This window comes from Deltaproteobacteria bacterium IMCC39524, from assembly GCA_029667085.1.
Classification (GTDB): Bacteria; Desulfobacterota; Desulfuromonadia; order Desulfuromonadales; family BM103; genus M0040.
On the sequence record JARUHJ010000009.1, the window covers coordinates 53847 to 74941 of the forward strand.

Consider the following 21095-nt stretch of genomic DNA (forward strand, 5'->3'; position numbering starts at 1 on the left):
AAGAGTAAGCCGCCCAGGGCCAAGGCAACCAGGGTGCAAGAGATCATGTCTTGCCAAGCTCCGAAGCGTTCCGGACTATGTTACGGTCGTTTTTGCCGAGATACATCGCTTTGTCGGCCAGATCGATCATCTCTTCCAAAACCGTTGCGTGAATTGGGTAAGTTGCATGACCTACGGTTGCCGTCAGGCGACCGGTATTGTCATGGCCGGTTGAAAAATTGAACTCGGCAATGGTGGACCGGATTCGTTCTGCAACGATTTTGGCGCCACGTGTGTCAGTCTCTACAAGGAGTGCGGTGAATTCATCACCACCGTATCGAAAGAGCATGTCGGCATCACGGACACATTCACGTAACAATTCACCGACCTGGCGCAACACGCCGCTGCCGACCATGTGGCCATGTTCGTCGTTGATACTCTTGAACAGGTCAAGATCGATAAAAGCCAGTGAAAATTCCAGGCCGTAACGTTCTGAACGGCGGATTTCCTGTTCGAGAGCTATATGCAGGTAGCGGTGGTTGTATAGTCCGGTCAGATCGTCGGTGTAAATCAGCTCCCGGGCGCCTTGATATTGGCAGGCGTTGCTAAAGCCAAGGGAGACCTGTTCGGCGAGAAAGTTCAGATTCTGCTGCGAGTCTGATTTCGGAAGGTCGGAGTCGTTCGGGTTGCAAAGGACCACAGCGCCATGTTCCTGGTTCTCTGCCGTCATGGGGAAGATCCAGAAAGACTTCAAGGCCTCGTCGCTCCCGGCGACCTCGGGGATGTCTTCTCTCTGCAGGAGGGTGGGTGCTTCCATCGCCCTGGTTTTCTCGAGCAGTTGTTCCGCCAGCTTCTTTGCTTCGTCCTCGTCGAACCCTTTCGCTTTAAGATGGCTGATGCCGCTCTGGGTGGCAAGGTAGGCCAGGCCCAGGCCCTGTCCTGTTTCATTCAGCAGGGTGCTCAGCGATTCTTGAAAGAGATTGTCGATATTCAGGAGGCCGGAGAGATGTTGGCCTTTTTGGTAGAGACGGATCTGGCTATGCAGCAGGCTGTTCTCTGCAATCAGACGACGCTGCTCAAAGCAGATTTTGACGGTGTGACGCAGTTGTTCAGGATTGCATGGCTTGATGAGATAATCTCGAGCCCCGCCTTTCAACGCCTGAATCGCGGTTTCTACTGTGGCATTTCCAGTGGCTAGGATGATATCCGGGGCTGGATCGAAAGAGCGTGTGCGGCGGATCAATTCCAGACCGCAAATTTCGGGCATGACCATGTCGGTCAGGATGATATCGACTTTTGTCCGTGACAGATAGTCGAGAGCTTCTTTGCCGGAGCCAACAGACTCGATACTGTAAAGGTCGCCCTCCGAGAGGATCTCGGTGAAGAGGCGACGGAAAAAAACTTCATCATCTACAATCAGAATCTTTGGCTTTGGCATGCTTTAGTCCTTCTTCGATTAGCTTTTCAAACTAGCAAACTCCTTGAAATGAGTCAATTATTATCCCTGCCCCGATCATCCTCTTTTACAGTTGTGCCGTGCCAGCGATCATTGACAACCCTGAATTGCAGCATCCCCTGTGTGTCAGTTCTGAAGACATCAACCTGCTGGCTGTCGCAGGCCTCCAGTGTCTGTTGATGCGGGAAACCATAAGGGTTGCCGCGTCCGGCCGAGACAAAAACCGCTGTAGGCTTTAACCACTCCAGGTAGCGTAATGGTTCTGCGTGACGGCTGCCGTGGTGCGACATTTTCAAAAGAGTGACTTGGCCAGGCAGTCCAGCTTCAACAAGTTGTGAAAGGCCTGCGCCGAAGAGGTCTGCAGTCAGTAAGGCTCCTAGACCATGGCTGCCTGCGAAAACGGCAATAGAGCGTTCGTTTTTGTCACGTGACCTCTGTGCCGGGGCAAAGAGGCTGAACCCCCTATGCCCGTCATTAATCAGGTGAGTCCATCCTTTGTGGATACGTTCTATCGGCACCTCTTTTTCGTGAAGCGCCTGTTGCAATTCCGGCTCAAGGTCTTCGACCTTTGCGGCCAGATAAAATTTTGCGACCGGGAAACGTCGGATGATGTAGATCAGCCCCGAGGTGTGGTCTGGATGATTATGCGTAAGAATGACCCCAGCCAATTGCCTGACGCCCATTCGGCCAAGGGCAGGGCCGACCAGCTGCTCTCCGGGGTCGATTGACGACCCAGGCAGACCGCCACCGTCCACCAGGTAGTGAGAACCTGCGAGCGAGACAAGGGTCGCGTCACCCTGGCCGACACTGATCGCAGTGACCTGCAACCCGGCAATCTGTGGTTGTGTTATCCAGGCTGTTGACACGGTTGCCAGGAGAAGAGTGCTGCGGGCCAGCCAGTGTCCTCTTTGTCTTCCGAAGGGCAGGCAGATCATCAATAGGCCGACCAGCATAATCAGGCTGGAGAAGGTTAGGTAGCAGGGCTTTGCCGATAACCCGGGCCATTGGCTGATGGTGGTGACGATCTTTATCGCCAACGTTACCAGCTTGGATGCTACCAACAGGCCGGCGTCAGCGAGAAAGTTTGAGAAGGGCAAAGTCGCCAGACTGAGCAAGCCCAGTGGTACGGCTCCCCAGGCAATTAACGGAATGGCGAAGAGGTTGGTCAATAACCCGGCAGGGCTGAACTGATGGAAATGCCACAAGCTTGCGGGGGCGGTCGCAAGGGTCGCAGCGATCGTTGTCATGACCAGCGTTAATGGCCAGCGCAGCCGCTTGGCATAATCTTCTGTTTTTCTCTGCCAGTGGGGCAGCCAGATGAGGATTCCCGCGACCCCTGAAAATGAGAGTTGAAAGCCTGGTTGAAAGAGCGCCAGGGGGTTGCATAGCAGCAAGCAGAAGGCCACTGTTGCCAGAAGGATACAGGGACTTGTGCGCCGACCCCTGGCAAAGAGCAAGGCGACTATGGTTGCCATCAGAAAAGCGCGTTGAGTCGCCCAGGCGTTGCCTGTCAGAAGCAGGTAGACGGCAAGAGGAACGATCAGCAAAACCGGAACAATTTTCTGGGGTGGGCACCAGAGCACCAGACGTTGACTGCGTGTGTAAAGCCATTTGCCAAGTTGGTATAAGAGCAGGGCCAGAAGACCGAAGTGGAGTCCGGAAATTGCGAACAGATGCGCGACACCGCTACTGGAGAGGAGTTGGCGCTGTTCGACGCTGATTCCTCCCCGCCAGCCAAGCAGGAGCGACTGCAGCAACCCTGCAGCGTCGTTCGGCACGACCTCTTCGATATGCATTGCAAGGCTATGGCGCCAGTTCTCCAGAAAAGAGTCCTCTGCTGCGGGATGATTGACCAGAACCGTCAGATCCTCAGCACGATTAAGAAAGGAGGTGACGTAGATACCGCGCGCTGCAAGATAGAGAGGATAGTTGAACTCTCCCGGGTTGCCGAAACGCGATGGTTGCCGCAATGTCGATCGCCATCGAATAATCTGTCCGGGGCGGGCCTGCAATTCGCCGCCTTTAATGTAGAGAAGGAGCTTGCCGGTCACCCTGGCTGCCGTTCTGCCCTTCATAACCTGCTGGACGTCTGTCAACAGGCGATATCCTCCGTTAGCCCTTTTCTCAGAAGTGAGAACCTTGCCTTCTATGATTGCCGCAGGTTTTTCGGCAAATTGGCTGATATGGTTGTGGACGACAGGAGCTTTAAGGGCCAGAGAGGCCTGTATGAATCCGCCAAGGCAGAGCAGGATCGTAACGGGGAGCCAACCCCATCTTGAACGACGGAGAGGCGCCCATGCCAGGAACAAGAGTCCTGAAGCAAAGGCGCAACCGGTTGAGTCCCAAGGTGCAATGATGCACGTCAAGGCGATGCCGGTCGCATATGCGGCCAGCAACACTACGACAGTCAAGACTTAACGCTCGACGCCGAATGCTGCCAGAAGTGTCGCGAGGAAGTCGAGATCCCTTGCCTCGGGTTTTTCTTTCTGCTCAAAATCGAAAAGGGTGTTGGCACGAGTGGCGTCGATTTGACGGCCCGTCAGGCGGAGTTGATCAACACCTCCGCCGGGGGGGAGCTGTAAAATGATCTGGCTCTCGCCGGCGAAGAGGAAGAGCGATTTGAAGGTGACGTTGTCCAGATAGGGTTTTGCTTCGAGGAGCAGCTTCTGATGGTCGCCGATTGAGATATGGATCGGACTCCCCGTGGCGCGCAGGGAGAGGTCGAAGAAACCACTCTCCTTGAGGCTTGTCGGGAAACGGACCTCAGCTGGAAGAGGCCCGGCTCTCAGCCACTTGCCACCACTTGGCTGGCCGAGATGAGGGATGCTGACGACCTTGACATCATTTTGTTGCAGATCTTCTGCCTCGATAACCAGAGGGGCGGGGTCTTCTGGAAAAAGGTCTGCAAGTTGCCAGACCTGTAAGAGTGTGGTTTGCAGCACCTGCCAGCTCAAAGGTTCGTCAGGTTGCCAGCCACCATCAGGGGTGATGGCCCCCAGATTCGGCGCATTCAGGGAGATATAGTCGATAGAGCCATTTGCAGGTAAGGTGACAAGGATCTCCTGTGCCCCGCTTTGCAACTCAAAGCGACCCACAGTCACTTCTGTAAATGTGTTCTCAGCATCAGCAGGGACCTGCTCTTCCGCAATGACAAAGAGGTGGCCTTCCTGGCGAAGGTGAGCTTTTACCAGGTACTCGCCGCTGATAGGCAGGGTGAATCTCAAGTGTACTAAGGTCGGCTCTTGTGCGCCATTAAGCCAACCCTTGCCACTGAAAGCACCGAAGTTTTGAAACGACATGATTGAGACATTGTCTTCGTCTTTTGAGAAGATGTCTTCTGCTTCAAAGCGAAGCTCTCTGTTGCCGGTCAGAATGTTGATGTAGTCGGGGTCCTGCGGTTCGTCCGGAAGGCCATATGACCATCCTGAAGCATCGACCAGGGTGATCATCCAGTCTCGCTGGGTCAGCTCCTGGGCGTATCCGGGCAAGGCCGTAAAGATCAGGAAAAGAATGAAAAAGAAGTGGCGTGCTAAAGCTCTCATAGCTCCGTATCGTTGCATGATGAGTGGTCCCTCCAAGTTAAAATTACATTAAATTTCGATAACAGTTTTCAACTTATCACAGCATGTCAAACTTGGAAAGTCTCTCTGGTTTGATGTCTTGTAATAAGGTCAAATTGCTCCGCGAAGCTGGCTTTGTAAATAGTGTCTCTCTTTAACGACCCGTTCGCTTCTCTCGCTCAAGTCACAGAGTGCACGGGGAAAGCATAGAGAGTCTTTGTTCGCCTTCGCGCTCTCTGTGTCTTTGTGGTGGAAGATGGTTGAGTGGTCTCGCTTTTTTGCTTACTGATAACTCCTACGTTTGCCGCCAGGGGATTCATTGTTGTTGTGGTGGACGAGATGGTGCCAGAGAGAGTCTGGGGCGTCAGGGAGCTCGCGCCGGGTTCCCTCTCGTTTTTTTTCACTGTCGTAAAGTTTGATTAGAGTGATGGTCTCCCAAGAGTTTTAATCAGTTAATATTGTCTTATCTCCTCCAGGTGTTGTAGTATATTCAACCTTTGTTGCTCTCCCGGTGAGTGCCGCAGGAATTGAAATCGTACAATTAAGGAGCCGTGATGGCAAAATGTATTCTGATTGTAGATGACTCTGAAACCGTTCGTCAGGTACTGAAACTGGCGCTGGGAAATGCCGGCTACCAGGTTGTTGAGGCAGAGGATGGTTTTGATGCCCTGACCAAGCTTTCCGGTGCCCAGATCGACATGCTGATCACGGACCTGAATATGCCCAACATGGATGGCCTTGAATTGATCAAGAAGGTTCGTGAAGAGGGCAAGCACCGATTCACGCCGATCGTTATGCTGACCACCGAATCATCTGAAGAAAAAAAGAAGGCCGGTCGTGAAGCTGGAGCCTCTGGCTGGATAGTTAAACCGTTCAAGCCGGAACAATTGCTGAAAGTTGTCAAAATGGTGCTTGGCGAGTAGCTCTTTCCTCCTACAACGTGTAGTTGGGGCTTATGTCAGAAGTAGATAAGACTGGAATTAAGAAAAATGAAGGGGTGTCGACCGTTGCACCGGCTCTGAAAAGATTCGATGCGCGCCTGACGGATCGTGATTTCGAGCGCTTCAGTAAACTTGTCTACGATCATTGTGGTATCAAGCTCCCTTCTCATAAGCGCAGTATGCTGGAAGCCCGCCTGCGCAAACGCCTGCGTGCACATACCCTTGCTTCCTTTGAAGAGTATGCTGAATTGATTTTTTCCAAGGATGAACCAACGGAAGAGCTCATCAAGCTAATCGACGTTGTGACCACCAACAAAACAGATTTTTTCCGTGAACCTGCCCATTTTGATTACCTGATCCAATCAGCGTTGCCATTCCTGATCGAAACTTTTGGTGCTGGCATCAATAAGCCTTTAAGCCTCTGGAGTGCCGGTTGCTCCACCGGCAAGGAGCCTTACACCCTTGCCATGGTCCTCAAGGAATTCCAGCTTGAACGGCCGGACTTCCGCTTTGATATCCTCGGCACCGATATCTGCACAGAGGTCCTCGAAAAATCCGTACAGGGGATTTACGCTGAGGTCAAGGCTGCCCCCATCCCTGAAAAGCTGAAGAAAAAATATCTGCTCAGATCCAAGGACCCCGAAAACCGCATGGTCCGCATTGTCCCGGAATTACGTTCCCTTGCGCGTTTTCGTCGACTGAATTTTATGGATGATGATTTTGGCTTCCGTGAGCCGTTTGATATCATTTTTTGCAGGAACGTCATTATTTACTTCGATCGGCCTACCCAGGAAAGGTTGTTGTCAAAGCTGGTCGATAACCTGGAGTCAGGACGATACATCTTTCTTGGTCATTCTGAGACTTTGCTGGGCCTGAACCTGCCGCTTAAGCAGATGGCTCCTTCGGTCTACAGGAAGATCTGAGTTTTCCAACACCCCGTCCCTAAAGAGAGCGGGTTATGCTTTTTCTTAAATGAACGGCCTACGAAACTGGTGTTCTTTACGGTAAGTCACTTTCTGAATGGGGAAAACTGTGCAATGGCTGACAGAATAATTTCACACTTAAGACGCTTACCTGTGGCAGCGCTTCTCCTCTGCGTCAGTCTGCCCCTCGTCTCATGTACTGAAGAAGCTCCTCTCAAAATCGGCTTTGTCGCCGGCTTGACAGGGCGTGTCGCTGATCTGGGCGTTGCCGGACGTGATGCCGTAGCCCTCGCTGTAGAAGAACAAAACCAGAAGGGAGGAATCTCAGGCCGTAAACTTGAGCTGGTGACGAGAGATGATCAACAAAATGTCGAAGCTCTCAAACGGGCGGTTAATGAACTGATTGATCAACAGGTCGTCGCCATTATCGGACCTTTGACCAGCTCGATGGCGGTTGAAGCACAGCCGCTGGTTAACGCCCGCAAGGTTGTCATGATCAGCCCGACGGCAAAAACCGATCAATTGTCCGGCCTTGATGATTATTTTTTGCGAGTCACGGCTCCTATCAGTAAGAACGCTCAGCAGCTGGCGTCTTATGTCACACACGATATGAACCTTAAACGATTCGCAATCGTTTATGACCTCTCAAATCGGGCCTTTACTGAAATCTGGTTGAACAGTTTCACAGAAGCTTTCGAAGCGCATGGCGGCCAGGTCGTTGCTGTGGAGGCGTTCACCTCAAAACCTGAGACCCACTTTCTACCAATTGCCAAACAGCTTCTTCAAACAAATCCGGATGGTGTCCTGTTGCTCAGCAGCGCCATCGATACTGCCCTTTTAGCTCAGCAGATCCGTAAGCTTGAAAGTCCGGTCGCGCTCTTTTCTGCGGAATGGGCTTCGACCACAGATCTGTTGAGTTTCGGGGGACGAGCCGTTAATGGCATGCAATCTTTCCACAGCTTTAACCCCAACAGCCAGGAACCCCGTTACCTGGCATTCAAAGAAAAATTTACCAGGCGTTTCGGTTATGCACCTTCTTTTGCGACTGTTCTCTCATACGACGCGATTTCCTACCTTTTTGCGGGCTTGTCAAAAAGCACAGATGAAACCAGCCTGAAGAAAGCTCTCCTTGATGTGCGTCGATTCCCCGGCCTGCAATCGGAAATGACCCTCGATAACTATGGAGATGTTGAAAGAAAACTCTTCCTGACCGTTATCGAAGAGGGTCAGTTCAAGGTCGTCGATTTATTATGAAATTCCCGGCATCACTCAGGCGGTCCCTGTCGTTAAGTTTTGTTGTGGTGGCGGCCCTGCCAATTCTTATCATGGGGATTTTTACTGTCCAGTACTTTGAGAAAAAACATCTGGAGACGGTTTCTGAACTTATCAATATTCACGCTGTAAATGTCAGTAATGAAGCGTCTGAATTTCTGCGCGATACCCACAAAAATCTTGCTCTTATTGAAAAAACCCTGAATTCAAACCTTCTGCATAGTGATGCGGAGATCAACCGGTTTCTACAAATCTCTGTTGACGAATCGATCAGCTTTGAATCGATTTACCTGCTCAACGAGGACTACAGGGTGACTCACCTTGCGCTCTCTTCCGGTTCTCAGAAAAGGCAGGAAGATTTTTTTGGCATCGATCTCTCGACTCACGTTGTTTTTTCCCAACCTCAACAGGAGCCTGGGGTTTTCTGGTCGGATACGTTTCTCTCAACAGCAACCGCCGAGCCGTCGGTGACCCTGGCTATTTCTCTGGAAAAGGGAACCTTGCTCGGCACTGTCAGTCTGAAAAGAATATCAAGCGAACTTCTCTCCCGGCTTAATAAGGCGGGTTTGGATATCAGGTTTTCCCTTCTTGATCACTACGGTATTCTGGTCGCCGATTCCCAGCCTGAGCTGGTTTCGCAAAGGCTTAACCTGCGCACTCATCCTGAAGTTCGCAATGCTCTCGATCGGCAAATAGAAGTTCACAGCCAATACCACGAAGACCAATCCCTGCTTGAAAGTGTCCTCCTGGTCAAGGAGACAGGCTGGGCGGCTTATGTCAGTCTGCCTGTTGAAAATGCGATGCAGGCTCTTGGCGCCGTGCGCTTCTTTTTACTCAGTTCTCTTTCTGCTGCTGCTCTGTTCGGGCTTTGTCTCGCAGTCTGGTTGTCGCGACGGATGCTGAAGCCGATTCTTCTGTTGCGCGATGCGGTCAGTGAGGCGGCCCAGGGTCACTACAACCTGGTCCTGCCGCCAGCTCACTATAAAGAGCTGGAAGACTTAAGCGGCAGTTTCCGGGAGATGATGACTGCTGTTAATGAAAGAGAGCTGTCGCTCAGTGATAACCGTGCCCGTTACCGTGATCTTGTCAACTCGATAGACGGTATTGTCTGGGAGCTTGAAGTGGGCAAAGTCCACTATACCTTTGTCAGCGATCAGGTCGAATCGATCCTTGGTTACTCCGCGCAGCAGTGGCTTGAACAAGAGGACTTCTGGCTGCAGCATGTTCATGATGAGGATCGAGAGTGGGTCCTGTCTTTCTGTGCGATTGAGACCGAAGCCAAGCGCGACCACGATTTCGAGTACCGAATGATTGCCAGTGACGGTCGCTCCGTGTGGCTGAAAGATATTGTCTCTGTCATTGTCGAAGATGACAAACCTGTACGTCTGCGTGGGGTCATGCTTGATATAACAGAGCGTAAATTGGCGGAACTGGATTTTCAGGAAACCTCAATGCGTTTGCAACTGTTGGTCAATCGTATGCCATTCGGCTGCATCATGTGGGATGCCGAATACAAAGTTGAACTCTGGAACCCGGAAGCGGAGAAGATATTCGGCTTCAGCGCTGCTGAAGTCGCCGGCTTGCACCCTCATGATTTTCTGATCCCACCCCAGGCCAAGGAGCAGGTTGAGGAAATCTTCACGAGACTGGATGCGGGTGATGCTCTGGCCCACAGTGTGAATTCAAACCTGACCAAAGATGGAAGAGAAGTGACCTGTGAGTGGCATAACACCCCGGTGCAGAACAGCGAGGGAGTGGTGATAGGAACGATTTCCATGGTCCAGGATATCTCTCAGCGGGTTTCACAGGAGCTCGCGTTGATAGAGAGTGAGTCACGGTTTCGGACCGTATTCCAGACCAACCCTGATGTTGTCCTGATTACCCGGTTTGATGATGGATCGATTGTTAATGTCAACGAGTATTGCCTGAAAGCTACGGGTTATTCACGTGATGAAATCATCGGCAGGACGTCCCTTGAGCTTGGTTTTTGGGTCAACGTTGAAGATCGAGCGGATTTTATCGGCTCACTTCAACAAAACGGGTCCGTAGAAAATATGGAGATGTTGTTTCGTGTTAAAAATGGCCGTGAGAGAACCGGCCTGATGTCTGCCAGAACCCTGACGTTGAATGATGAATTGTGTGCTTTGACTGTGATCAGGGATATTACCGAGATGAAGGATGCAGAGACGCGGTTGGTGCGAAGTGAATCACGTTTCCGCTCCCTGATCTCCGTGATGGGCGAGGGTCTGGTTATTCTCGGCTTCAATGGTGAAGTTGTTCAGTGCAACAAAGCTGCCGAGCGGATTCTGGGTAAGGCCGCCGAAGACATTATCGGACAACTTCATGATGAGCTGCTGCAAGACGTCATTAAAGAAGATGGCCAGGCTTACGGCCCGGATGAAGAGCCTTCCGCTATAACCTTGCAGACGGGGGCGTCCGTCATCAACCAGGTTATGGGAGTTCCCAGGGCTGATGGTACAGTTGTTTGGGTACAGGTTAACAGCCATGCGCTGGGCCTTAACCGTGCCGGAAAACCGGTCGCCGTCGTTGTTACTTTTGCCGATGTTTCCAGACTCAAGCGCATTCAGACAGAGCTCCGCATGAGTGAATCGCACCTGCAGTCGATGACGATGCAATTTCAGGGGCTGCTTGAGGCCATCCCAGATCAAATCATGGTTCTCGACAAGGAAATGCGGCTGGTCTGGCTGAATCGTTATCCTGAAAACGAACTGTTGAGCTACGACCGTACTATGCGAACACCCTGTTACGAGATGCCGAATGTTGATTGCGGTCCGGCGTCAGGAAACCAGCAGCCCCTGTGCGAAAGTTGCCCGATTAAAAAGACTTTTACGAGTGGACGCACCGAGGAATCTCAACTCAGCCTGGCCGATGGCAGAACCCTTGCTTTGCGTGCCTTCCCGATTTTCGATGAACAGGGAGAGGTGGTTAATGTTATAGAGATTGTTCAGGATATCAGCGAGTCTTTAAAGCAGCGTGCGCAGAGCCTGCGTACTGGCCAGCTCGCTGCTCTTGGTGAACTGGCAGCCGGTGTCGCTCATGAGATCAACAACCCGATCAATGGTGTTATTAATTATGCCCAGCTGATTCTCAACAAGGCGGTAGCGGAATCCCGGGAAGAGGAGCTTTCAAAACGAATTATCCGTGAGAGTGAAAGGGTTGCCACGATTGTCCGTGAGCTACTTTATTTCTCCCGCGCTGAAAGTCAGCATGTTGAAAAACTGACGGTCCTTAGCGCACTTAATGAATCTCTTGCTCTTGCCCAGAACCAGCTGAAGAAGGAAGGGGTTGCTCTGCAAATTCAATTGCCTGATGACCTGCCGATGATCAACAGCCTCAGCCACCAGATTCAACGTTTATTTCTCAATCTGATCAGTAATGCACGTTATGCTCTGTCAGAAAAGTACCCGGTGACCGACCCGAACAAGATTCTCATGGTCATTGGTGAGGTGATTGAACAGGAGGGTCAACCCTTTGTGTCGGTCACATTCCGTGACCATGGAACCGGGATTCCTCCTGAGTTGATTGAACGTGTTATGAATCCTTTTGTTACCACCAAGGCGGCTGGCGTTGGTACCGGGCTTGGTTTGAGCATCAGCCATGAAATCGTCCAGAAACATGATGGTAAGCTCAGCATCACCAGTCAGGAGGGCGAATATACCGAAGTTGTCGTCATCTTGCCTGCCGTTTAGTTACGAACCTGGAACCCAAACAAATGCAAGACAAACACAAGCCATTATTAATGCAAAGGCTTGCAGACGCAGAGAACAATTGTCAGCCTTGAGCAATTTTTAAGAATTTAAGCGGTTTTCCTCTGCGCACTTTGCGACTCTGCGTTAAACATTTTTTGGGTTATAGGGACGTTTAGTTATTGTTTGTGCGATATGTTTGAACTGTAGGATTGAGCACTATAATTCATTGTTTATCTGCTTGCTTTTTGTGAGTTTTGAACGCTGGATTATTTATGCACCCATCGAAGGAGTGTTGAAATGAATGAGCGAATTCTGGTTGTCGATGATGAAGAAAGTATCCGTTTCACGTTTAATGCTTTTCTATCTGATGCCGGTTACAAGGTTGAAACTGCAGAGTGCCTCGATACGGCCTTGCAGATCATAGGAGCTCATTCCTTTGACGCGATCTTTCTTGATATCCTGCTGGGGCGCGAATCCGGAATCAAGGTGCTGCAGGCGAGCCGCGAGGCGCATCCCAACACCCCGGTGATTATGGTCACTGGCGCTCCGGAAGTCAGTACTGCAGCCGAAGCAGTCAGACTCGGCGCCTTCGATTATATTGCGAAACCCCTTCATCAGGACGATCTGTTGCGACAGGCCAAGCTCGCAGTTGAACATAAGCGACTGGTTGATCAGCAGGAGATGTACCGGCTGCGCATGGCGGCTGTATTCCAGAGTGTCAATGAAGGGCTTATGATCTTTGACGATAAGATGCGACTGGTTGAAATAAACGATGCGGCCACCAGAATGCTTTGTTGCGAGACGTCTCTGGTTGGTCTCAGCCCTGGTGAAATCAGTGTTTGCTGTCCACCCTTGAAAACCTTGCAGGAGTTGATTGAAGAACGTTGTGAAGGTGAAATTTTCCGGGTTGAAGCAGCCGTGAAAGATGGTCAGTCTGTGGCTTTTGGTGTGACCATGGCGCCATTGGCGGGCCATGACCAGAGAGAGTTGGGTACGGTCCTGGTCTTGCGGGATGAGTCGCAGCCGGCCAGGCAAATCTGCTGAACCAGATGCTGACAATAAAGCCGATTGCTGTGCAAGGGTGATCTTCTGTCGTAGAAACATGTAACTGAAGGAATTGTAATGACCTCCCATATCCTGGTGATTGATGATGAAGAAAGCTTGCGCTTTACCCTGGAGACTTTTCTGCAGGATGAAGGCTACCTTGTGTCCACCGCGGCCTCTTTCCCGGCGGCAGAAGAACTCCTCAAACAAAGCGTTTTTGACCTTATTTTCCTGGATATTCAACTCGGTCGTCACAGTGGCCTCGAGCTACTCAAAATTGTTCGTGAAAATTTTGCCAACTGCCCCGTAGTCATGATTACTGGAGCCCCGGATGTTGCAACAGCCGCTGAAGCGGTGCGTCATGGCGCCTTCGACTACATTCCGAAGCCGATTCGCCAGGAAACTCTTTTACGTGTGGCGCAGATGGCGATTAAACACAAAGCGGTTGTCGACCAGAGGGAGAGCTATCGAGCTCACCTGGAAGCGATTTTTGACAGCGTGCGCGATGGCATCGTGCTGGTAGACCAGAGTCAAGTCATCCTGCAGGCCAATCAGGCCTTCGTGAACCTGTTCGCACTTCCCGAGGGACTGGTCGGTATGGCCCTGTCCCAGCTGCCCAAGAATATTCGCGAGGCTTTTGTTGATGTCGTCGGACAGACCATGCTGACGAACCAGGCGGTGATTGATCAGAGGCTGGAAATTACCGGTCCGTCGCAGAAGCTTTGTGTCTTGAATGTGTCTACATCTCCTTGTCTTGGTGACACTGGAAATCCAATGGGTGTGGTTTTAACCGTACATGATCAGACCCGCATGGAAAGTCTGGAGAAGAGTCTCAACAAGCGACAGAAGTTCGAACATATTGTTGGCCGCAGCGAGCCAGTTCAGGCGATGTTCAGCCTGATTGAAAACCTGGCCGAGGTTGATACTACGGTGTTGATTGCGGGAGAGAGTGGTACCGGCAAAGAGTTGGTTGCTGAAGCACTGCACTATCGCAGCGATCGCCGTGACAAGGCTCTGATCAAGGTCAACTGTGCCGCGCTACCGGAAAACCTTCTGGAAAGTGAACTTTTCGGTCATATCAAAGGGTCGTTTACCGGCGCCCTCAAGGATAAAATCGGTCGCTTCGAACAAGCCGATGGAGGAACCATCTTCCTGGACGAAATTGGTGATATCTCTCCGGCATTACAGGTTCGTCTGTTGCGTGTTCTGCAGAATAAGGAGATCGAAAAGGTCGGCGGTACAGGAACGATCAAGGTCGATGTACGGATCGTCGCCGCGACCAATCAGGACCTTCTGAAAAAGGTTCAGAAAGATGAATTCCGCGAGGACCTCTACTATCGTTTGCGGGTTGTTCAGGTTCCGATGCCGCCCTTGCGTGATCGACGTGAGGACATACCCTTGTTGATCGAACATTTTGTCAAACTTTATAACCAACGTTTTAACCGCCAGATCGTGGGACTTGATGGGGACGCTGTCAAGCGGATGACTGCCTACTCATGGCCGGGCAATATCCGTGAATTGCAGCACGCTGTCGAGCATGCTTTTGTGCTTTGTCGTGATGATGTTGTTGCCCTCAAGCACTTACCGCCAGAGCTGCACGATTTTACGAATTCTGAGCCTGCGATGCCGGAACAAAATCCGGCTATTGAAACATCGGAGGATGAAGTTGACAGGATCGTTGCTGCTCTGGAGAAGTCCGGTTGGAACAAAAGTCGTGCTGCACGCTTACTTGGTATCAGTCGTCGTACCATCTATCGAAAGATGGAGGAACTCGACATCGAGGATTCTGAAGAAGCTCCTTAAATAGTACTTTTCTGCCTTGATCTCTACGTTTGTCACAGTCTTGTGTCATGGCGCACAATCCGATTGTCGCGGCACGCAATAACCTCCCCTTGGAAATGGTCTCTCCGTCACCTTGAAGACACTTAAGTACCTGATTTATTGACCTCCAATACTGTTTGTTGACGAAAACTGTAGTGCTTTAAATAGTTGGCATGAATATTGGTTTCTATCTCTTCGTTATTGTGAGTTCAAACGGAGAAACTCATGTCAAAAGTGATTTGTATTGTTGATGACCAGCCCGCTTTACTTCAGATGCTGCGTTTCGCTCTAAGCTTTCAAGGGGTGACTGTCGTTGCAGCTGTTGATGGCGCCGATGCCTTTGAGAAAATATCCACTCAGAATATCGACATGTTGATTACCGATTGGCAGATGCCGGTCATGGATGGATTGGAACTCGTTCGCAGGATGCGTTCAATAGAGGCCTATGCTGACCTGCCGACAGTTGTCATTAGCTGTCGTGATGATCTGGAGGCCAGGAAAGAAGCTCGTTCTCTTGGTGTGAATACCTGGTTGAAAAAACCCTTCCGGATCTCTGAAGTTCAACGTGTCGTTGAACATGCTTTAGACCTGCACGGTCAGACTTTTTTGTCGAAAGCTGCTGAAGGTTTTTGTTAATGCACCTGGATTCAGAACAATCAGCGAAAGTGATCCCCTTGCATAACTATGAGGAATGGCACTGGGATCCGGTCAGCCTCGGAGGTTTGCTTGAGGACCTTGCCGGTGTTGACCATGTCACAGAGATCAGCTTTCTGGACCTTGGCGACAAGATAAATTTTTTCCATGATGAAGCACATAACATCTCCCGGTCTGCCGGTGAGGTCTTGCAGCTTTTACATGGTGGTGACGGCGAGAGTACGCTACAGCAGTTACAGTTACTGGTTGAACGCTGCAACCTCTGGCTTTCTGAAACGCAGCAGACGTCTGTTGATATCTGTACTCTCCTTAACGGAGTCGTTCGTCAGATCAGAGCACTGGAGATTCCGGTCCTCGGGTTGAGAAAAGTCATCAAGACCCTTCACTCTTTGCGTGTCTCAACCAGAATTGAAGCGGCTAAAGGTTATGCCTCCGGTGCCAGTGTCCTGGCGAAATCCCTGGACGAACTTGGTGCCCTGGTGCAGGAAAAAATCTCGGACATCTTTGATCGTACTGAGCGCCTGATTCCTCTCATCAATCAATCGTTGGAGACGGAAGAGGCTGCTCAGTTGAATACAATCAAGGTTGCTGTCTCTGAAGTCGACAAAGCGCGCCACCTTCTCAGCGAATTCATGGCAAACCAGATAGAAACAGGTCAGTGGACCGACCAGCTCAAAGAACGATCTGATGAAGTGAACCGCAACTTTGGTGAGATCGTTGCGGCGTTACAGTTTCAGGATATTACCCGTCAGCGTCTGGAGCACGTACGCAAGGCCCTGGATAGCCTGGGGCGCCATCTGGCGAGGTTTGAGCAGCGCACTGATTTCAGCAATGACAGAGAGGCTGCGGCCCTGTTTGGCTGTATCTGCCAACTGCAACACGACCAGCTTGCTCTGGCAGGCCAGGAATTCCTTGAAGCGGCAGATAACCTTACTGAAAACCTGCAGGGGATGGCTCTGATCGTAGAGATGATGTCAGGTGATACCAGGACCCTGCTCAAGGTGACGGATGCCTGTAGCGTCAACCGATTTTCGTCCGTCTTAAATGTTCTTCAGTCGATTGCCGGCTGTTTGCAGGAGACGCAAAAAAATCATCAGGAAGCAGGCTCCATTCTCACCGAAGTTAATCAGGGCGTACAGCAGGTTGCCGGTCTGGTCGAAGAGGTCGAGTTTATTGGTGAAGAGATGCAGCTTTTGGCTATGAACGCGGCGATCAGCGCCGCCCATGCCAGGCAAAAGGGCGCCGGTCTCGACATTATCGCTCAGAATATTCAGTTGGTCGCAGAAGAAGCCACCCGGCATGCGCTGACGTTGGCAAAAGAGTGCGGTATGGTAACTGCCCAGGCACGTCAGTTGGAAGGCATTGAAAGAGACTCGCAATCCGGATTCGGGGGGATTGACATTCTTTTGAAGGACGCCCGAAAGCACATAACGATCCTTGAGGACAGTACTCATCACCTGCAGGAGATCGCCGGTCGAATTGATTGTGATGCGGCCAATCTCTGTGATGACGTTGCCATTGCCGTAATGAGAGTGGATCTCAAGACACCCTTCCAGGAGAAGCTGAATCCGGCACTTGAACAGCTGGCTTTTTTGGGAGAACATTCTCACGAGGTGATCAGCGCTTCTGTGGGGGGCAACCTGGAACAACTTTTTGTTGAGCTGGAGCTTTGCTACACCATGGCCAGTGAACGACATATTCACGAACGGTTCATGGAAAAACAGAAGACCAGAAGCACTAAAGAAAATTCTGAACAAAACGATTGGACGGCAATCCGTGATCATGGTCTGGGTGATAATGTCGACCTCTTTTGATTAACGGGCCTATAAGCCAAATAAAGGGATTACGTCTTTACCCCAAAACAGTAAGAGCTGAAATCAAAAGACCAACGCAAAGACGCTAAGAAAAGCCAGGAAAGACGCAAAGGGTGACTATTCTCTTTTTTTGAAGTGGTTCTCTTTGCGGGCTTTCTCTTTCCCTTCGCGCCTTTGCGTTAAATCCTTACAGCCTTTGCTTTGGTTATAAGTCCTTTGATTAACAGGTGGACTCAATTACGGAGTCTTGTAAATTTGCTAGACTTCGAATACAGGAGTTATTCTTCCAATGACAAACTGGTCTTATGATCCTGATGAAAAATCAGGAACACTCCTTGTTGAAGGTGATATGACGATTAATCATATCAGCGCTCTCAAGGACCGCCTGGTTGAAGCTTTCGAAAGCGCCGAGCAGGTCGTTGTTGATGTTTCAGCCACAACTGCTATTGATGTGGCCGGCATTCAGCTCCTCTGTGCCTGCCATCGTTTTTCGAGCGGCCGCGGCAAAAAAATGTGTTTGCGGGTCGGTGAAAATGGTGAATTCCTGCAGTTTCTCGATGAGGTTGGTTTTTCTCAGGATTTCATCTGCAGCCACGGCGACGCTGGTCAATGCCTCTGGGCTGCGCCGAGTTAACCTCTGGCTTTTTCATTTTTTAAGGAGATAAAGATTATGAGCAAGCGGGTGATGACCGTAGATGATTCCGCAACGGTGCGCCAGGTGCTGAAAATGACTCTGGAGGGGGCCGGCTACGAAGTTTTGCAGGCGATTGATGGGGTTGATGCCCTGAAGAAATTGACTGTCGAAAAAGTCGATATGCTGGTGACTGACCTGAATATGCCAAACATGGATGGCATTGCCTTGATCAAGGAGGTGCGCCAGAATCCCGGCAATCGCTTCATGCCGATCATCATGTTGACCACCGAGTCTCAACCGGAAAAGAAGCAGGAGGGTAAATCCGCCGGCGCTTCTGGTTGGATCGTCAAACCCTTCAAACCTGAACAGTTGCTGGCTGTTGTGCGCATGGTCTGCCCGGCATGAGTACTTTAATCGAAACCTTTAAGGACGAAGCGCTCGAGTTGATCCAGGAATTGGAAGCTGCTCTTCTGGAGTTGGAAGAATCACCGCAAGATTCTTCCCCTATCGACCGTGTCTTTCGAGCGTTGCACACTCTTAAGGGCTCCGGTGGCCTGGCCGGCTTCGACAATGTTGCAGGTTTTTGCCATGAGGCGGAGACGGTCTTTGAACAGGTGCGTTCCGGTGAACGTAAAGTTGATGAAAAACTTGTCTCCCTGACCCTGTCGGCCCAGGATCACCTCAAGGGGATGATCATGGCCGAGTTTGGCGCGGCCCCGGTTGATGATGAGCTGACAGCAGAGCTGGTCGCTGCCTTTCAAGCCCTCATGCCTTTCCCTCAGGGCGCCCCCCTGAACATTGCGACTTCTGCTACGGTGACGCCGACGGATCAGGCCACCTTTCGGATTCGCTTCCGCCCCATGCCGAATCTTTTTCTCCAGGGAGTTCAGCCACATTTTTTGTTGGGCGAGCTTCAGCGCCTCGGCGAAGCCCTGGTCGTTGCCCAGCTGGATGCCATTCCTGCGCTTGATGAGCTCAACCCCGAGGAATGCCTGGTCTATTGGGACGTTTTGTTAACGACAGACCAGGACGAGGATGCTATCCGAGATGTCTTTATTTTCGTTGAAGATGACTGCGAACTTATGATTCAGAAGATTGATGATGGTAGCCAGCTTGACCAGCCGGAAGATTATAAGCGCCTCGGTGAAATCCTGGTCGAACGCGGCGACCTGACCGAAGAAGATCTAGCCAGGTATCTGAAAGAGAAAAAACGTCTCGGTGAAGCCCTGGTTGAGGAAGGCGCTGTCGATGGCATAAAGGTGCAATCCGCTCTTGCTGAACAAGAGCGGATTCAGACGCTGCGGCGGGAACGCAAAGCGAATGACGCAATGGAAAGTATCCGGGTGAAATCTGATCGCCTGGATAAACTGGTCAACCTGGTTGGTGAGATGGTCACCGTTCAGGCGCGCCTCTCCCAGTTCGCGAACAGCCGTCTTGACGCAGACCTGCTCAGTGTTGCCGAAGAGGTGGAGCGCCTGACCTGGGATTTACGCGACCAGGTTCTGACCATCCGTATGTTGCCGATCGGTGGCACCTTTACCCGCTTCAAGCGATTGATTCGCGATCTTGGCAGAGAGCTTGGTAAAGATGTCCTGCTGGTCTCCGAGGGTGGTGAAACAGAACTGGATAAAACGGTTATCGATCAGCTGAATGATCCCCTGGTGCACCTGGTGCGCAACAGCATCGGGCACGGCATTGAATCGCCTGCAGTACGTCAGGCGATCGGCAAGCCCTCCAAGGGTCGTATTACCCTGTCCGCCAAGCATTCCGGTGCCAACGTAGTCCTCACTGTTGCTGATGATGGCGCCGGTCTTGATGTCGAAAGGATTCGCGCCAAGGCGGTTGAGAAAGGTTTGATCAGCGAGCAGGCCGAGCTGAGCGAACGTGAAATTTATGCGCTGATTTTCGAACCTGGTTTCTCAACGGCGCAGGAAGTCTCAAACGTCAGCGGTCGCGGCGTCGGCATGGATGTCGTGCGTCAGGCGATCGATGCTTTACGCGGTAGCATTGAGGTTCGCAGCGAGGAGGGGAAGGGTACAACCTTCTCTCTCAAACTGCCCCTGACCTTGGCAATTATAGACGGTCTGTTGATTGATCTAGGCGCGGAGCACTATGTTCTGCCCCTCTCGGCTGTTGAAGAATGTATAGAGTTGACCCGCGACGATGTGGAACAGTCTCATGGCCGTAACCTGGTCAAAATCCGCGGTGAAATCGTTCCTTATGTTCGTCTCCGTGATGAGTTCAAGATCAACAGTGAACGTCCTGATATAGAACAGATCGTCATTGTCAACCTCGAAGGTCTGAGGGTTGGCTTTGTGGTTGACCACGTGGTCGGCGAGCATCAGACGGTTATCAAGAATCTGGGCCGGATGTACCAGGATGTCAACGGCGTCTCCGGTGCAACGATTCTCGGTGATGGTCGGGTCGCGTTGATCCTTGATCTGCCACAGCTGGCGACACGTGCTGAAGAAGTCGAAAAAAATGCTTTACATTAAAACCCGGTCCGCCTGGCAAGGAAGAGCCTCATGAAGTTTGGTGATAAAGTGATAATCAGGGACGGCTCGTTGCTTGATGGTTCTAACGGAATTGTCTATCGTCTCGAAGAAGGTAAGGCTGTTGTCCTGCTCGACAAGGAGGTTCTCTGGCCGGTGGCCGAGGCCGACCTGGAGTTGTCAGGTAAAAACGATTAACCTTTTATCTTTATTGCGATTTTAAATTATTGATAGACTCATAACAAGAAGCCAGGCAGATTTTTTGCCTGGCTTTATGTGTGTCATGCCCAAGATTCATTGTTACAGAAGTGTGTCATCCTTTATTTTTTTGCGGTTGTTTTTCTCTAATTAAAAAGGTTACCCTTTGTGGTATACGGAATTTCAGTAAATATTCAATTAAAACAAACATATAGAAGCCTTGAGCTGCTTACGGTTGATTCTGAATGGTTCTTGACTTGTTTGGCATGGAGGTTGATAGGTTTATCAGCAGAATTGTTGATAATGGAACTATAGCTTGAAAAGGGGGCGCTTTAAAATGGCAGTCAAAGATTTAGGGGCTGTCCTAGATAACTAGCCCATATTCTCTTTAACTAGTTGTTTTAACAATAACAATTGAGCTTTTGGGTCAGGGGTGTTGAAACGCCACTCACATTCCTTCAAAAAGAGCTCAAAATGCTCTCTGGGAATGCCGTTGAATCTGCGCAAATGACGCTTGGCCTGATTCCAGAAATTCTCAATACCGTTTATGTGGTTTCGACCCTTTGCAAACAGGTTAGAGTGATTGATACGAACATG

General features: G+C 50.9%; 16 protein-coding genes. 12 read left to right on the forward strand and 4 right to left on the reverse strand.

The window, feature by feature from the left end; translation table 11 throughout:
* Nucleotides 1-43 precede the first annotated feature (43 nt).
* The 3 genes from P9J64_16400 to P9J64_16410 are packed head-to-tail and all read right to left on the reverse strand — an operon-like array spanning nt 44 to nt 4995.
* A complete protein-coding gene (locus P9J64_16400; GenBank protein ID MDG5469903.1) occupies nt 44-1417 on the reverse strand; it encodes a diguanylate cyclase in 1374 nt (457 codons plus the stop codon).
* Nucleotides 1418-1470: 53 nt separating this feature from the next.
* Complete coding sequence (locus P9J64_16405) at nt 1471-3846, reverse strand: DNA internalization-related competence protein ComEC/Rec2 (GenBank protein MDG5469904.1); 2376 nt, start codon at nt 3844-3846, stop codon at nt 1471-1473.
* A 3-nt stretch (nt 3847-3849) separates the two neighbouring features.
* Nucleotides 3850-4995 carry a hypothetical protein gene (locus P9J64_16410; protein MDG5469905.1) on the reverse strand — a complete coding sequence of 382 codons (1146 nt, stop codon included), beginning with the start codon at nt 4993-4995 and terminating at the stop codon, nt 3850-3852.
* Between the two features lie 554 nt (nt 4996-5549).
* Between P9J64_16410 and P9J64_16415 the strand changes: the two genes are divergently transcribed.
* The 12 genes from P9J64_16415 to P9J64_16470 all read left to right on the forward strand — a co-directional run bounded on the left by P9J64_16415 (nt 5550) and on the right by P9J64_16470 (nt 20498).
* Nucleotides 5550-5918, forward strand: a complete 369-nt coding sequence (locus tag P9J64_16415; GenBank protein MDG5469906.1) for a response regulator — start codon at nt 5550-5552, stop codon at nt 5916-5918.
* A gap of 32 nt (nt 5919-5950) precedes the next feature.
* Nucleotides 5951-6859, forward strand: a complete 909-nt coding sequence (locus P9J64_16420; GenBank protein ID MDG5469907.1) for a protein-glutamate O-methyltransferase — start codon at nt 5951-5953, stop codon at nt 6857-6859.
* 114 nt (nt 6860-6973) lie between these two features.
* Entirely contained in the window at nt 6974-8113 is a 1140-nt protein-coding gene (locus P9J64_16425) for an ABC transporter substrate-binding protein (protein ID MDG5469908.1), read from the forward strand.
* Nucleotides 8110-11841: a PAS domain S-box protein gene (locus P9J64_16430; GenBank protein ID MDG5469909.1), complete on the forward strand. Its 3732-nt coding sequence runs from the start codon at nt 8110-8112 to the stop codon at nt 11839-11841. The genes P9J64_16425 and P9J64_16430 overlap by 4 nt, the downstream gene beginning before the upstream one ends.
* 297 nt (nt 11842-12138) lie before the next feature.
* On the forward strand, nt 12139-12885 hold the full coding sequence (locus P9J64_16435; protein MDG5469910.1) for a response regulator: 747 nt from the start codon (nt 12139-12141) through the stop codon (nt 12883-12885).
* Between the two features lie 78 nt (nt 12886-12963).
* Nucleotides 12964-14688, forward strand: coding sequence for a sigma 54-interacting transcriptional regulator (locus P9J64_16440; protein ID MDG5469911.1), 1725 nt, complete (start codon nt 12964-12966; stop codon nt 14686-14688).
* 243 nt (nt 14689-14931) lie between these two features.
* Nucleotides 14932-15342 carry a response regulator gene (locus P9J64_16445; GenBank protein MDG5469912.1) on the forward strand — a complete coding sequence of 137 codons (411 nt, stop codon included), beginning with the start codon at nt 14932-14934 and terminating at the stop codon, nt 15340-15342.
* Nucleotides 15342-17174: a methyl-accepting chemotaxis protein gene (locus P9J64_16450; protein ID MDG5469913.1), complete on the forward strand. Its 1833-nt coding sequence runs from the start codon at nt 15342-15344 to the stop codon at nt 17172-17174. The genes P9J64_16445 and P9J64_16450 overlap by 1 nt, the downstream gene beginning before the upstream one ends.
* Nucleotides 17175-17463: 289 nt before the next feature.
* On the forward strand, nt 17464-17808 hold the full coding sequence (locus P9J64_16455; protein MDG5469914.1) for an STAS domain-containing protein: 345 nt from the start codon (nt 17464-17466) through the stop codon (nt 17806-17808).
* 36 nt (nt 17809-17844) lie between these two features.
* Entirely contained in the window at nt 17845-18213 is a 369-nt protein-coding gene (locus tag P9J64_16460) for a response regulator (protein MDG5469915.1), read from the forward strand.
* Nucleotides 18210-20303 carry a chemotaxis protein CheA gene (locus P9J64_16465; GenBank protein ID MDG5469916.1) on the forward strand — a complete coding sequence of 698 codons (2094 nt, stop codon included), beginning with the start codon at nt 18210-18212 and terminating at the stop codon, nt 20301-20303. The genes P9J64_16460 and P9J64_16465 overlap by 4 nt, the downstream gene beginning before the upstream one ends.
* A gap of 30 nt (nt 20304-20333) precedes the next feature.
* A complete protein-coding gene (locus P9J64_16470) occupies nt 20334-20498 on the forward strand; it encodes a hypothetical protein (GenBank protein MDG5469917.1) in 165 nt (54 codons plus the stop codon).
* A gap of 372 nt (nt 20499-20870) precedes the next feature.
* Here P9J64_16470 and P9J64_16475 read toward each other — a convergent pair.
* On the reverse strand, nt 20871-21095 hold a 225-nt coding region (locus P9J64_16475), incomplete at its 5' end, for a transposase (GenBank protein ID MDG5469918.1).